The 13362-nt window shown below is 38.3% G+C and carries 16 protein-coding genes; 7 read left to right on the top strand and 9 right to left on the bottom strand.

From position 1 onward, the window contains the following. Positions 1–68 precede the first annotated feature (68 nt). From IGI67_RS03025 to IGI67_RS03040, 4 genes are all read left to right on the top strand, one after another. Positions 69–785 carry an ATPase gene (locus tag IGI67_RS03025; RefSeq protein WP_207109645.1) on the top strand — a complete coding sequence of 239 codons (717 nt, stop codon included), beginning with the start codon at positions 69–71 and terminating at the stop codon, positions 783–785. A 391-nt stretch (positions 786–1176) separates the two neighbouring features. Beyond that, a complete protein-coding gene (locus IGI67_RS03030) occupies positions 1177–1359 on the top strand; it encodes a hypothetical protein (RefSeq protein WP_207109646.1) in 183 nt (60 codons plus the stop codon). Further along, positions 1359–1592, top strand: coding sequence for a hypothetical protein (locus tag IGI67_RS03035; protein ID WP_207109647.1), 234 nt, complete (start codon positions 1359–1361; stop codon positions 1590–1592). Before IGI67_RS03030 ends, IGI67_RS03035 begins: the two co-directional genes overlap by 1 nt. Positions 1593–1669: 77 nt before the next feature. Beyond that, positions 1670–2605 carry a rolling circle replication-associated protein gene (locus IGI67_RS03040; RefSeq protein WP_429956705.1) on the top strand — a complete coding sequence of 312 codons (936 nt, stop codon included), beginning with the start codon at positions 1670–1672 and terminating at the stop codon, positions 2603–2605. Between the two features lie 523 nt (positions 2606–3128). Here IGI67_RS03040 and IGI67_RS03045 read toward each other — a convergent pair. From IGI67_RS03045 to IGI67_RS03065, 5 genes are all read right to left on the bottom strand, one after another. Beyond that, entirely contained in the window at positions 3129–3452 is a 324-nt protein-coding gene (locus tag IGI67_RS03045) for a hypothetical protein (RefSeq protein WP_207106448.1), read from the bottom strand. After that, positions 3445–3654 (bottom strand): helix-turn-helix transcriptional regulator, encoded by a 210-nt coding sequence (locus IGI67_RS03050; protein WP_207106449.1) that lies wholly within the window; start codon positions 3652–3654, stop codon positions 3445–3447. Before IGI67_RS03050 ends, IGI67_RS03045 begins: the two co-directional genes overlap by 8 nt. A gap of 247 nt (positions 3655–3901) precedes the next feature. Then, positions 3902–4561: an HAD family hydrolase gene (locus tag IGI67_RS03055; RefSeq protein ID WP_429956706.1), complete on the bottom strand. Its 660-nt coding sequence runs from the start codon at positions 4559–4561 to the stop codon at positions 3902–3904. A gap of 113 nt (positions 4562–4674) precedes the next feature. Further along, complete coding sequence (locus tag IGI67_RS03060) at positions 4675–5292, bottom strand: hypothetical protein (RefSeq protein WP_429956707.1); 618 nt, start codon at positions 5290–5292, stop codon at positions 4675–4677. Positions 5293–5451: 159 nt separating this feature from the next. After that, positions 5452–6075: an NAD(P)H-binding protein gene (locus IGI67_RS03065; RefSeq protein ID WP_429956708.1), complete on the bottom strand. Its 624-nt coding sequence runs from the start codon at positions 6073–6075 to the stop codon at positions 5452–5454. 197 nt (positions 6076–6272) lie between these two features. Between IGI67_RS03065 and IGI67_RS03070 the strand changes: the two genes are divergently transcribed. Genes IGI67_RS03070 through IGI67_RS03080 form a run of 3 tightly spaced genes read left to right on the top strand, consistent with a single transcriptional unit; the run spans position 6273 to position 8124 of the window. Then, positions 6273–7070: a bifunctional hydroxymethylpyrimidine kinase/phosphomethylpyrimidine kinase gene (locus IGI67_RS03070; protein ID WP_429956709.1), complete on the top strand. Its 798-nt coding sequence runs from the start codon at positions 6273–6275 to the stop codon at positions 7068–7070. Beyond that, complete coding sequence (locus IGI67_RS03075) at positions 7067–7561, top strand: ECF transporter S component (RefSeq protein WP_429956710.1); 495 nt, start codon at positions 7067–7069, stop codon at positions 7559–7561. The genes IGI67_RS03070 and IGI67_RS03075 overlap by 4 nt, the downstream gene beginning before the upstream one ends. 23 nt (positions 7562–7584) lie before the next feature. Beyond that, complete coding sequence (locus tag IGI67_RS03080) at positions 7585–8124, top strand: TIGR01440 family protein (protein WP_207106455.1); 540 nt, start codon at positions 7585–7587, stop codon at positions 8122–8124. Between the two features lie 95 nt (positions 8125–8219). Here the strand turns inward: IGI67_RS03080 and IGI67_RS03085 are convergent, their stop codons facing one another. The 4 genes from IGI67_RS03085 to IGI67_RS03100 all read right to left on the bottom strand — a co-directional run bounded on the left by IGI67_RS03085 (position 8220) and on the right by IGI67_RS03100 (position 13276). Continuing rightward, on the bottom strand, positions 8220–10445 hold the full coding sequence (locus IGI67_RS03085) for an AAA family ATPase (RefSeq protein WP_429956711.1): 2226 nt from the start codon (positions 10443–10445) through the stop codon (positions 8220–8222). A gap of 23 nt (positions 10446–10468) precedes the next feature. Then, positions 10469–10948, bottom strand: coding sequence for a DUF6530 family protein (locus IGI67_RS03090; protein WP_207106457.1), 480 nt, complete (start codon positions 10946–10948; stop codon positions 10469–10471). A 224-nt stretch (positions 10949–11172) separates the two neighbouring features. Next, positions 11173–12018 (bottom strand): DegV family protein, encoded by an 846-nt coding sequence (locus tag IGI67_RS03095; RefSeq protein WP_207106458.1) that lies wholly within the window; start codon positions 12016–12018, stop codon positions 11173–11175. A 79-nt stretch (positions 12019–12097) separates the two neighbouring features. Beyond that, positions 12098–13276 (bottom strand): LCP family protein, encoded by a 1179-nt coding sequence (locus IGI67_RS03100; RefSeq protein ID WP_429956712.1) that lies wholly within the window; start codon positions 13274–13276, stop codon positions 12098–12100. Positions 13277–13362 lie beyond the last annotated feature (86 nt).

Genomic DNA, 13362 nt, shown 5'->3' on the forward strand with positions numbered 1-13362 from the left:
TCAGCTCGCTTATTTAAAAGTATATTTAAACTCTGCCAAAAAAAGTTTTTTAAGGGAGGTATTATTCGATGAAATTACTAAAATTCATTAAATGGAAGTTCATTGATCTATATAGATATTATCAATTACTAAAAGAAGGAAAAAAGCCTTTCAACGAGTATGGATTAAGGCTGTATTCTGGCGTACAAGGGTCTGGGAAAACTATGTCAATGGTTAAAGATTTGATTAATTATAGAGAACAATATTCGAAGCTATTGATTGCTACAAATTTTGGATATAAAGACGAAGATTTTGCATTAACTAGCTTAGCTGAATTGCCTACGATCGCCAAAATAGCTCGTGAAAATGGGTATTGTGGTGTAGTGATCGGATGGGATGAAATTCAAAACGATTTTGATAATCAAACGAGATCATTCCCGATCACAATTTTACGAACGATTACGCAACAGCGTAAACAAGGAATAAAAATACTAGCAACTAGCCAAGTTTTCACGAGGGTTGCAAAAGCTATTAGGGAGCAAACGTTTGAAGTTGTATCCTGTAAAACAGTTTGGGGACGTTGGACTTTTGAAAGATACTATGACCCAATTGAGTATGAGTATTTTATTGCTAATCCTGATAAGAAAAATAAAATGATTTGCTGGAGAAAAAAGAATTTTATTCAAACCGATGAAATTCGAGAATCATATGATAGTTATGCTGTGATCGATTCTTTAGATACCCGTGTAGAAGAAGATGAAAAGGTAATACAAGCCTTTTTCAATCGTTCGGAAATTTCACAGTAAACCTTGTGAGATCTTCTTTCTTTCAACTGGTTAAATTATTAATAATACGAACAAAATTTAATCCAGGTAATAGGATTCGTTCGCTTTTAGGAGGGTTAAGTAATGCAATTTTATGAATTTTGTTGCTATTGGACGGTTGTAATGATTATGGTGATCGCAGGCGTAGCAATCTATGAAAAACGATAAATTCATGATTTGTCAAAATAAGGAGGGGCTTATCCTTATTTTTATGAATCATCTACCGGAGACGCCGAGGTGGGGCGTTCAAACCTCGGTTTGAAAATAACCTATATAATCTATAATTAATAAAAATAGTCATTAATGTCTTGTGTTTGATTTTTCTAGGTGCTACACTCTTACCTATAGTGGTGTTGTACTAGGAGGTGAGAAGTTGACTATTGCAAAAGATAAAGTAAGAAAAACTGTAACATTTGATCCTGAAGTCTATGAATATCTTGGAAAGCGTGCAAAAGAACAAGAAAAACAGGTTAACGGTAAAGTATATATTGCCACCATTATTGATGAATTAGTTAGAAATGATATGAAAATTCGGAAAATTTTTGGAGGTCAATAATGACGATTGTGGAAAGTGATTTACTTAAGGTTGGTTTTGCGTTAGAAGCTATTTTATTAATTACACTGATTTTAATTTTACAGTTTATCGTTACAAGTGGCAGGATAAGGAAAGATCCTTTTTCAAAAAAGGGCAAAAGTAAGTTTAGTTTATACCTAGCAGCAATTCTTATTATAGTTGCTATGCTACTTGTTTTCTTAGGTGTTATTAAGGGTGCTACTTGGAGTTTTTAGGATTTTTCTTCTAACTTGATTGTAGCACGGAGTTAGAGTAAAAAAGTGGAATTAGACGCTTGGGAATGGGGTTTTATATGTATTATAAAATTATCCGTTCTGGTGACGTTTTAGAAGTCTATGAAATGGACAACACACCTATTAATCCTTATGAACGTTTGACTGAAAAAAGGCGAGAACTTTTTGATTCGGTCTGCAATTTCATGGCAAATGGACAAAATGAGCTTGCTCAGATGTTTATTGAAGAATTGCTAGACCTTGACCCAGCTCTTAACAAGGAAAAAAGAGAAATTGAAAGATTACAGCAAGGTATATCAGAATACGACAGAAAAGAAGCGCGGTTGGCTCAGACATTAAGAGACGCTAGAAACACGCTCAGAAGGCTTGCAATCAATAACTTCCCGAATAACAAAAGCACGTTTGTTACGTTAACCGTTGCAAAGAATTCGGACGATATTGATTACTATGATGAAAAAGTAAAGCAGTTCATTCGAAAACTTCGAAAGGACTACGGTAAATTGCATTACGTTGGAGTTAGAGAATTTCAAAAACGTGGTGCAATTCATTATCACTTGTTAATAAATTATCCATTTATCAAAGGCTTTTCTGAAACTGAAATCAGAAAAAGTGAAGTATATTTTAAAAATCACTATTGGAAACAAGGTTTTGTTGATCTTAAATCGATTGAGCATGTTGATAATGTCGGTGCGTATATATCTAAGTACATGACTAAAGATATGCAAGATAAACGTTTAATCGGTCGTAAAAGCTATTTATGTTCAAGAGGTTTAAAACGCTCGGAAGTCATTACTTTTGAGAAAGATGCTTTAATAAAGCAACATTACTGTTATTTAAAGGAACAAGGAATGTCTGAACCTGAGATAGATAAATTGTTATTAAATGAAGATAAATTTTTTTATTCTAGTTTACATAATATACATTATACCAAGTTACATTGGAATAATGTCAGTCTAAAACATTCAGTTTTAAACTGGCAATCGTTCGTAACTTAATCCATAGTATTATGTTCTGATTTATCCATATAATAAGACTATTGTTTATTTTATTCTTTTTATCAATATAAGAATCGTTTTAAAAATTTCCAAAAGCTTCTTAGATGAAATTCTTCGTAACATAATTTCACCTAAGAAGCTTTAATGATCATAAATACATGCTTTGTATCAGATTATTCGATTTTAGTTTTGATAAATGCCTTTGAAAATTATTTTCTTAGTAATCCATTGTGAGTTTCATTTCTAATGAAATAAAAAAATTATTTCCATGATCAAATGTGATTATTTTCACATAAATATATCCTACCTAAACATTTGATTGTTGGCATCAAGGTTTCTAGTTAGCTACAAGTTCCTTAACGATAATTGTCCTTGTAATTCGATCCATTCGTCTTAATGGTTGTATTTTATTCTTACTGAGATGGTTACTTTAAATGCAACAAAGGATTTATTAGTAACTCGCAGGCTCTTCTATCTTTACAATTATTCTTAGTTTTTAACTAATCTTCATTTAGATATGTCATCATAACCTTTGATCGTAATATCTTAAAGCAAAATATTCAACGGGATAGCGAACCAACATGATGTAGAATGCGTAAAGAAAAGCTTTTACGAGAGTGATTGAAGCAAAATGATTATTAAACAAATCAGTAAAAAAGAAGGCAAGACAATTTAAAACAATGATCATGTCATAAAATTTCAATACAATGACACTGGATTTCAACTTAATTTGTTGCCACCGTTCATCATTCTTGTACTCAACTTCTCTTTTCTTACTGTACGAATCCTTTAAAAGGATAAAAAGAAATAGAATCAATAATCCTAAGAGAATAAGTAGCTTACTCATTCATATCATCCTCCTGTTTGAATACTTCATTAATATCAACATCAAAAGCTTTGGCAATAGAAAAGGCTAAATCTAATGAAGGTGTATATTTATATTTTTCTATAGAAATTACTGCTTGCCTAGAAATACCGACATAATCCGCTAGATCGGCTTGAGTCCAATCACGTTCCGCTCTTAATACTTTAATTCGATTTTTTATCATGTATGCAACTCTTTCCTAAATGTAATCAATCAGTTACATTCTATATAGTAATCACTTGATTACATTTTATCAACATAAAGATACGCTATGGTTTATTATAGCGGGTAATTTAATTCTTGAAATAACGAAAACACTCAACAGAGAATTGCAGAGTGTTTTACCTATTTCTGATATTCGAAAATTAAATTATGATTTTTAACGGCTAAACTAGATGTCGAGCTAAATTATTTACTACACCCTTTCTCTCCTATTTTAGTGATTGGATGATTTTATAAATCTCAATCATATCTGCAGCTAAATAATCTGCGGAGGTTTGATCGATCGCAGCTCTCGTTTCTTTATAGGCGATCGTTGTAATACCCGCGGTTTTCGCCGCAGTAATTCCATAGTAAGAGTCTTCAATAGCGATTGCCTGCTCAGGTTCGATAGTCAATTGCTGTAACGTATTTAAATAAATTTCGGGATTTGGTTTGCTTTCTTTAACAAACTCTCCGCTATAGATCACGTCAAAGTATTCTTTGATACCGCAAGCTGTCAGGACTTCAAGGATGTGGTCATGTGTGGATGAGGATGCGACTGCCAATAAAATCTCATTTTTCTTTGCCCATTTTAAAATGGAAAGAATGTCTGTTCTAAACAGTTGCAGGTAGTCTATTGTTTCATAAGCGGCTTCATTAAATCTTTCAAAGCGCTCCTTGATTTCATTTAATGAATCATTGCTGCCAATAAATTTTCTTAATGTTTCATAAAGCATGTCATAAGATTGACCAATCAATTCATTGAAATTCGTCTTCTTCTGGTCGATTGTCGGATTTTCTTTTTTAATAAATTCCTGTTGAATTCTAAAATCTTGAAATTCAGTATCGACAATCACGCCGTCCATATCAAAAATAATTGCTCTGAGCATTCACACTGACCTCCTACTCTTTCTAATTCGAATTATTGCAAACCCTTTCGTAAAAAGCAAATCAGATTATTAGACAAAAATAGCCAACCACGTTTTTAACTTAACGTAGTTGGCTATTTTTTGATTTTATCACGCAGCGCTTTTATTTTTTCTAACGTAATGATCTTCTCTTGAGCATCCGGTTGCTTTTCGGCCTCTTCTTTTTGTTCTTCCACTAATTTGATGCCGCGATGCTCTGCACGAAAAATATTCCGCTTGATTTCCTCTACTTGTACTAATTTGTTTAGCGCTTCAGGTTTATGACGTAAGAGCTCTCTAGTCTTTCGTTCGTGGATTCGTTCAGTGACCTTTTCATCGAAATAGCTGGTAACGGCAAAATTAATCACCAAAGCTATCAAAAGAAAATTGTCGGTTACGCTGGAGCCGTTTAGATACCCATTACTAAATAGCCAGGCAACAAAACAAATCAAAGCCAAAAAGCTGAATACTTGATAAACTCTCAACGCTTTTTCTTTCTCGTTGCGATCAGCAAATACCGGCTTCGCCTCATAAAACAAAGCGAGATAAAGGCGGCGTGCTTCCGCAAACTCAGGCTGTGTATTCTTTGCCGTTTCATGGGCCTCTTTCTTAGCAAAGCCCTGGACTTTCATATAGTATTTTGCGATTTTCCTTTTTCGGATCATTTGAACCCCCTCTTCGATTCTAGGATCATGAATATTATGAAGATTCATAAGGTCTCTCCTTGATTACGGAATTCTCTTTTCAGCAATCTCTATTTTATCATTAAGTTAGTCGAAAGACTAAGAAATTATTTAATATTTTTCGGCTTGTCTGAATTCATAAAAGAGAAATCCACTCAGATAAGCTTTTGCACTGAGTGGACCCTTTTTTTATATATTTTTTATTGCTTCTTCGATTGGTATTTCTCCGTCTCCCATTAAAACGACTTTCTTAATGGTGTTATCCTGTTCAAGCATTTCCGCTAAAACAGCTGCAACGTTTTCTATCGAGTTTTCTGATTTCCCAGTAATATCAGTGGTTATTTTTCCACTTCCCGGAGTTTCCATCAAGCTGCCAGGCTGCAAAATCGTATAATCCAAATTCGTCTTATCAATCAACCAGCGATCTGAAAAGAATTTTGAGATATTGTAATCAGTTAAGGTGCTGCTCCACTTTTCTGGTTGAAGAGCAAATAATGAACTTAAATGGATGTAACGTTTGATTCCTTTTTGTTCGGCAGCCTGCATCAATTTCACTGCTCCATACAGGTCTGTTTGCAGCAGATCTTTTCCGCGTGAACCAGCGACAAAATAAACGGCTTCGGCATCTGCTAACGTGTCAGCAATTTCAGCGATAGAGCCGTGCAAATCCAAATGAACGGGTTTCACTGCCTCTTTTGCTTCGATGGTTTCATCGTGACGAGCACCTGCGTAAACATAGTGCCCATTTTCTACTAAATTCTTGATCAATTCTTCGCCTACTCGCCCTGTTGCACCAGCAATAAATAGTTTCATACACATGATCCCCTTTCTCAATCCCTATGCTAACGCAATTTTCCTTTTGGAACAAATATTTTCACCTGGAATTGGATGAGCTGCAAAACAACCAATTGGCTGTTTATTTTTTATTTCAGCACTTTATAATAGGAATCATTAATGTGACCAGTTTAAATGTCTATGAAAAATTGATATAGGATATGAGGAGTTTATCTATGACAAAAACAGTGCTGACAATTGCAGGTTCAGATACTTTAGCTGGAGGCGGACTGCAATCAGATATAAAAGTTTTTGAGAATCATCAGTTATTTGGTTTAACGGCGATTACTTGCGTAGCCGTCGTCAATAATCATCAGTTTGAGATAAATGATCTGTCGCCTAGTCTTTTGCAGGAGCAGCTGACTACGATCAAGGATCATCTGAATGTAGATGGAATAAAGATTGGACTGATACATCAGCTAGAATCTTTGGAAATAGTTAAATCTTTTTTGCGTGGATTTGTTGGACCAATCGTTTTAGATCCGGTAATGGCCTTTAAGGAAACAGATCGTGTCTATGGTGATACCTATCGTGAGAAACTAATTGAACTGTTTCCTTTTGCGACAATTATTACGCCGAACTTAAAAGAGGCTGAGATTCTTGCCCAGCAACCAATCACTAATTTGGATGAGATGGCTCTGGCTGCTCGAAAAATCTTGGCGCTTGGTGCGCGTTCTGTCGTAATAAAAGGCGGTGAACGTCTTTCTGGCGAGTTGGCTTCGGATTTGTTCTATGATGGCGAACAATCAGAATTCTTCTCAAAGCCCAAATTAACTCAAGCGGCAATTAACGGTGCTGGTTGCAGCTTTGCTTCTGCGATCACTTCGAATTTGGTTCTGGGTAAAGAGCTGATTCCAGCGATCAGTAAAAGTAAAGAGTATGTTTATCAAGGAATCAAGAATGGAATCACGTTGAAAAATGGTGAAGGAAATGTTTGGTTCGGTGATAGCGTTCAGACGGAGGTGATGACATGAAAACAAAGGAGTTGACCAAATTGGCGATGATGGTGGCGTTAACCGTTACGCTGTCCATTTTATTTATCATCCCGATTCCTGCGACAAAAGGTTTTGTGACGCTTTGTGAAGTAGGAATTTATGCCTCTGCTCTGCTTTTTGGACCAGGCGGCGGGTTCTTGGTCGGTGCCTTAAGCGGCGGCTTGATTGACATGATTTCCGGTTATCCCGAATGGGCAGTCTTTTCGATTATCATTCATGGTATTCAAGGTTTTATCTTAGGTTATCTCTATCATAAGTTCCCCAATAAAAAAGGTCTTGGCTTAGGCTTTCTGTTTGCAAGCTTATTCATGATCATCGGCTACGCCTTGGCAACAGCCTTATTATTTGGCTGGCCTGCTGGATTGGCTTCGCTGCCCGGCAATTGTATTCAAAATATATTTGGTATCGCGGTGACAGTTCCACTTTTTCATGCATTGCAAAAGGTTCTGCGCCACCCTCAATATAAATAGTTAATAGAAGGAAGTTTGTAAAAATGGAGAAAGAAAAATTACAGCAACAACTAACAACAATCACTAACGATGTCCTAGAGGCAGCTGAGCTCAAGGCAGGAGATACTTTTGTACTAGGGTGTACTACGAGTGAAATCGTTGGCGGCACGATCGGAAAAAATTCTAGTGAAGAGGTTGGCCAATGGGTCATTGAAACATTGAAATCCATTCTTGATCCCAAACAAATCTATTTAGCTGTGCAAGGTTGCGAACACATCAATCGCGCTGTCGTTGTCGAGCGAACACTTGCTGAAAAAAAAGACTGGGAAATTGTCTCGGTTAAACCAGCATTGCATGCTGGCGGTTCCTGCTCGGTCGCAGCTTTTGAACAATTCAGTGATCCGGTTGAGGTTGAACACATTGTCGCTCAAGCCGGAATCGATATCGGCGATACATCGATTGGGATGCATGTAAAATATGTACAGGTGCCTGTTCGTCCATCAATTAAGGAATTAGGCGGTGCTCATGTAACTGCTCTACGCAGCCGTCCAAAATATATCGGCGGTCCTCGAGCAACGTATTAAACAAAAAAATCCCCGCAAATTTTAAACCGGTCTCCAGAAGTTAGATTTTTGATCTAGCTCTTGGGGACCGGTCTTTTTACGCAGAAATTTTTCTTTTAGATAAACCGTGCAATTAATTGTAGAAGCTGCTGCGGCAGTGTTGAAATATCAGAAATATCGACAAAGTTATTTTCACCATATAGTTCCCGCAATTGCTCCTTATCTTCACCGATGGCGCAAGCAATGAACAGGATCCCCTTGCGTTCATAATCAGCGAGAACGGATTGAATATCTTGTTTGGCTTTTTCTCCAGTATAATCTGGGAGTGCTTTCGGCTGACCGTCACTGATAGATAGTAGGACTTTCGTATCGGCGGCCTGCTGACTCAATTTTTCAGCTAGTAATCTCAACGGAACACCATCACGATTGTTTTGTCGTGGCTTCATTGTCGAAATCTTTGCTGCGATATAATCAAAGTTATCGTCAAATTCTTTATACGAATAGATTGACGTTTTTTCTCGTTGGCTAAGATCTGCCGAATCACCATACAGCATCAGCGGAATTTCAGTCTTCTCAGCAAAGAGACTCAATGCGATTGCAGCCAATTTAGCATTTTGAATACGATCGTCTCGCAGCATCGAACCAGATTCATCGACCCTCACTGCCAATGCTAATGAAGGCTGTTCACTTGGTGGATTTTTCTTATCGAAATTTCTTAAATCGCCGTAGGCTACGTGGCTTGGATTAAATCTCGCGCCATAGTATTTCCCGCTTGCGTAATCATTACTAACCTCTTTATTCAACAGGTCATTGATGACGCGACTTAAACTTTCTACCTCTGGTAAGACGCTTTTAGTCAGCTCGTGCCCGTTTTTGATGGCAGTCTCGTTGATAGCTGGTCGATGGAGAATCGTTCCTTCTTTTGCATGGATTGTTTCCTTTAAACTTTCTCGTATCTCACGGTTCCGTTCTTTTCGTTTTGTTTTATCTAGCTCCGCCATTTCATCTAATGACATCGCTGAACCGATTTTATCTTCTTCGTCGATTGAAGCTGAGGAGCTTTCTGCTTCCGCATCCCCTCTTTCTGCATCATCGGCAATCGACGCTTTTTCTGGTTGCTTTTCTTTTTCAGCAATTGTTGGTTCTGCTTCTTCCTTTTCTGTTGAGAGTTCGCCAGTTTCGGCTTCGCCTTTCAGCGTTGCTTCTTCTGCTTCCTCTAAAATATTCCGCTGCTCGGCTTCTGCCTGACTGATTTTTCTGCCCTGCTTCATTTTTTGCTGGTTCTTTACCTGCTGAAGCTCTGTTAGCAATTTACTTTGTTCCAAAGCCTCTTGCAGGATTTTCAATTCTGTTTCGTCCGTAGTCAATTTGTATAAAACCTTGGGAAAAATACTTTCTAGAGGATCTTGTCCCTGCTTCAAGCTGTTGACCCAGAAGAAATAGGAACGCATTCCAGCAACACCTTTGATAGCATTTGCCTTGGCTGTTTCATCCAACAATCGAATGATTTCTGCCATGATTTCTAAATAATCATGGTCCGTAAAATTGGTTTTGGCAATGGCACGATCGATCATGACTTCAATCGATGGCAGATCCATTTTCTCTGCATGCTGTACGCGGTCTCGCAATGATTCGTTTAGCGGACGATTTCCTTGATAATTTCGGTTCGTTGTAATTATAACGACACAATCAGGATGTCTACGAATGATTCCCGTTGGGATATTCAATAAGCCGTTTGGTTCTAGCGCTGAATTCAAAGCGACCAAAACAGAAGCATCTCGAATCACTGTAGGCTCTTGGATTTCCAGCAGATACCCCTTCTGCATGGCGCGAACGATTTCTGAAGGATAGAATTTATATTCGACGCTTGTCGTCATTTCATCTTGATCAATTCGCTCAATTAAGTTACTCAAGCGTTTCTTTGCCTGATCCGCATCAATTTGAAAATGACGCTGGATGATTGCCAGCACCTCTTGAAGAGAATCCGTTTGATAAATTGCTTCCAGTAATTCTTGATCATCTTCATCATCTGAACTGACAACAGGCAATAAGGCGCCAAAAACATCTGTTTTATCCATGTCGGCAAAACAAGTCACCTTTGTATATGGCAGCTGCAGATCGTCAGAAAGAGCACGAGCCAGCTGCGTTTTACCTGAACCAGCGTCTCCTTCTAGCAAAACGTTCATGATTTTCATCTCAGGATCAAGCCAGTTACTCTTGATCTCTGAGGCAATTCTTAGTTCTTCTCTGCTGGTCTTATGACTGGTTGGTTTACGCCAAATCATTTGTTCCTCTACTTTGGTAAACTTTCGCCCTTCAGTCACGACAAAAGATTTTTCCATCCTATTCACCTCGTAATTAATTTCTAATAGCCTAATTCATCTAAAAGACGTTTCAGTGTGCGGTAGCGTTGAGCAATCAAGTCTCCATCCTTATTCATCGTATCGTTGAACAGGATGATGTCTTCGTCGATTTTAGGATTTTCAGTATCTACTTTGACTTCCATGCGTCCGCCTTGCAGGCCGAGAATCTCTACTTTAGGATTTTCAGGATCATAAAACTTTTCGTAGCGATAGGCATCTTGCAAGTAAATACTTGATTGTGCCACTAAGATCGCCAAATCCAAAATTCGAGTGATCGGTAGTTCCTCTGATTGACGTGACCATTTTTCTCCAGTATGGCGCCAAACCTTTCCAGAAATATCTACTCGACCACGGTCATTCCATTGAGCTAAACCTAATGTCAGACCTTTGGCGTCGCTATCCCAAGCATGATGGCCATCGATTTTATCGTAATTTTCCACTAAAAAAACGGGTTTATGTTTTAAGTTTGTTGGTATCTTCATTAGAAATCCTCCTAGCTGCTTCATTTTATTTTAGTCAAGCCTTACCACATAAGCGATAATGTTCTACAAAATAGGTTTAGTAATTTACTAAATTACTAAACTACTAATGAAGTTAGAATACGCAATTCGAATGGATTTTGCAACTAACTCCTATCAGCTGATAGGAAAGGAAGGACTTTTTGAATCCGCAAAAAAACTCACTAAACAAGTTAGTGAGTCAATGCTTATTTCGCGACGCCAAGAGCAATTGCTTTGTCTCCTAAATGAGTACCGATGACTGGCCCGAATGTGCCGATATCAATCGTTGCATCTGGATATTTTTGACGGAGCTTATCATATTCCTGCTGTGCTAGCTCAGGGTTATTTCCATGGATGACGTAAATTCGCAATTCATCGCTATTTTCCTGACGACGTTCTTCGATAATTTCTTCCGTCCGCTGCAAGGCTTTCTTCAATGAACGAATTTTTTCTGCTAAAACGATTTTCCCTTCTTCAAAGGTTAGGATCGGCTTGATTTTCAACAAACCGCCGATGATCGCAGCACTATTGGTCAAACGTCCGCCTCGAACCAAGTTATCCAAATCGTCAACAATAATATAGGCATTGGTAGTATCACGAATCTGGTCGATCGCCTGCAGCACTTCTTCTAACGATTTCCCTTCATCGCTCAATTCCAAGGCTCTTTCCACCATATACCCCATAGGAACACTGGTAATCTTGGAATCATAAGGAATGATGTGCAGCCCATCGATGTCATCTTTGATTGCTGTCAGTGTACGAACAAAACCCGAGATCCCTTCTGATAAGTGGATGCTGATAACTGTGTCATAGCCTTGTTCTTTAATCGAACGATAAAGTTCGTAGACTTCACCTAAAACGGGTTGAGAGGTTTTTGGGAAATCCTTACTGTTCTTCAATTTTTGATAAAATTCTTCGTAACCGATGTCTACCCCTTCTTCGAAAGGATTTCCGTCAATAATGACGGGGATCGGAATGATGAACAAATCTTTATGATTGCGCACGCGTTCATTCAGATAAGCAGTACTATCTGTCACGATCGCTAGTTTCATAGTCGTTTCCTCGTTTCAATCAAAATTTACAATAATTATAATATAGCACACTCATAGAATGATGGGAATCAAAATCCGGTTACTTCCCTAAAAACTCTTGGGCAGCTTGTGCATTTTGATTTGTGTCAACGGCTAACGCACTCCCGGCATTGGCAGTGTCGATATAGGACCATGAGCCATCGACCGGTAATGTCAATCGGTTGAGGCCTCCGACTGCTTTCCCAAAATTGAAGAGATGAGTCAGCACATAACTATTCGGCATATCTGTTGATAGATATCCCCATATTTTTCCGGCAGCATAAGGTCCCCGCAGTAATACTAGCGGATTGATCAATTGACCAAAAACCGACTGCATGACCTGCTGCTGGCGACGTACCCGACCGAAGTCTCCTTCTTCATCCATCCGGAAGCGAGCATAGTTCAACAAGGTGTGACCATTCATTCGCTGTGTTCCTTTTGTGATTGGTTCATCGATATAAGCACTCATATCCTTTTCAGCATCCATCTTGACACCTCGAGGGAACAGCGCGTCTACCCCCTTTTCAAAGGTCTGAAAATCAACCATCGCATAATAGCGGCAGTCGATCCCGAAATTTTCCTTCAGTGTCTGGCGCACAAGATCAGCCCCGCCGTAAGCGTAAGCAGCATTTAATTTATTCTGCCCTACTCCAGGGATATCGACATACATATCTCGCATAAAGGAAACAAGCTTAGGCTTTCCCCATCCATCAACTTGCAGAACCATCATAGAATCAGAGCGGCCGCTGATATTGTCACGTGTGTCGCTGCCTAAAAGCAAAATATTCCTTTTTCCATTTTCTGAGGTCGCCCCATTAAATTCTTGTGTCTCGATCTTAGGCATAGAGGAATCCTGCTTTGCAACAAAATTCCCAATACCGAAGGAAATCACGGAATATCCTAAAATGGCGATTAGGATCATGACTAAAATTCTGCGCCAGCCTCTTTTTTTCTTCGGCTTTTGCACGTAAGGATTTTTCGGTTTTCGCTTAAATGGATTTTTGACTGTTGGCAGTTTGAAGCTGAAACGTTTTTTCTTCGGCTCTTGGTAGTGATCTTCGTAATAAAACTCTTTTTCAGGCTCTCGATAAGTTTCTTGCGGTTCTTCATATCTAGGCTCTTCATACCTAGTATTCTCTGTTCTTCCATCCTTCTTCATTTCACGTCGAAAGCCAAAAGGTTTCTTCTCCTCCTTTTGACTTTCCTCGTGAACCTTCTTATATTTGTCCATTCGGCTCATAGTGCACCTCTTCATCTCAATACTATTATTATTAAAATAGCAAATCATTCGGACTTTGTCTTATTTTTATCAAAAAAAATTAGAAA

It is taken from the genome of Enterococcus sp. AZ196 (assembly GCF_050498845.1).
In the GTDB taxonomy this organism is placed as follows: Bacteria; Bacillota; Bacilli; order Lactobacillales; family Enterococcaceae; genus Enterococcus_A; species Enterococcus_A murrayae.

Bases quoted from the DNA above. Each gene is read 5' to 3' on its own strand.
- IGI67_RS03025 (WP_207109645.1), top strand. From the start codon at position 69: ATGAAATTACTAAAATTCATTAAATGGAAGTTCATTGATCTATATAGA.
- IGI67_RS03035 (WP_207109647.1), top strand. From the start codon at position 1,359: ATGACGATTGTGGAAAGTGATTTACTTAAGGTTGGTTTTGCGTTAGAA.
- IGI67_RS03040 (WP_429956705.1), top strand. From the start codon at position 1,670: ATGTATTATAAAATTATCCGTTCTGGTGACGTTTTAGAAGTCTATGAA.
- IGI67_RS03045 (WP_207106448.1), bottom strand. From the start codon at position 3,452: ATGAGTAAGCTACTTATTCTCTTAGGATTATTGATTCTATTTCTTTTT.
- IGI67_RS03050 (WP_207106449.1), bottom strand. From the start codon at position 3,654: ATGATAAAAAATCGAATTAAAGTATTAAGAGCGGAACGTGATTGGACT.
- IGI67_RS03055 (WP_429956706.1), bottom strand. From the start codon at position 4,561: ATGCTCAGAGCAATTATTTTTGATATGGACGGCGTGATTGTCGATACT.
- IGI67_RS03060 (WP_429956707.1), bottom strand. From the start codon at position 5,292: ATGAATCTTCATAATATTCATGATCCTAGAATCGAAGAGGGGGTTCAA.
- IGI67_RS03065 (WP_429956708.1), bottom strand. From the start codon at position 6,075: ATGAAACTATTTATTGCTGGTGCAACAGGGCGAGTAGGCGAAGAATTG.
- IGI67_RS03070 (WP_429956709.1), top strand. From the start codon at position 6,273: ATGACAAAAACAGTGCTGACAATTGCAGGTTCAGATACTTTAGCTGGA.
- IGI67_RS03075 (WP_429956710.1), top strand. From the start codon at position 7,067: ATGAAAACAAAGGAGTTGACCAAATTGGCGATGATGGTGGCGTTAACC.
- IGI67_RS03080 (WP_207106455.1), top strand. From the start codon at position 7,585: ATGGAGAAAGAAAAATTACAGCAACAACTAACAACAATCACTAACGAT.
- IGI67_RS03085 (WP_429956711.1), bottom strand. From the start codon at position 10,445: ATGGAAAAATCTTTTGTCGTGACTGAAGGGCGAAAGTTTACCAAAGTA.
- IGI67_RS03090 (WP_207106457.1), bottom strand. From the start codon at position 10,948: ATGAAGATACCAACAAACTTAAAACATAAACCCGTTTTTTTAGTGGAA.
- IGI67_RS03095 (WP_207106458.1), bottom strand. From the start codon at position 12,018: ATGAAACTAGCGATCGTGACAGATAGTACTGCTTATCTGAATGAACGC.
- IGI67_RS03100 (WP_429956712.1), bottom strand. From the start codon at position 13,276: ATGAGCCGAATGGACAAATATAAGAAGGTTCACGAGGAAAGTCAAAAG.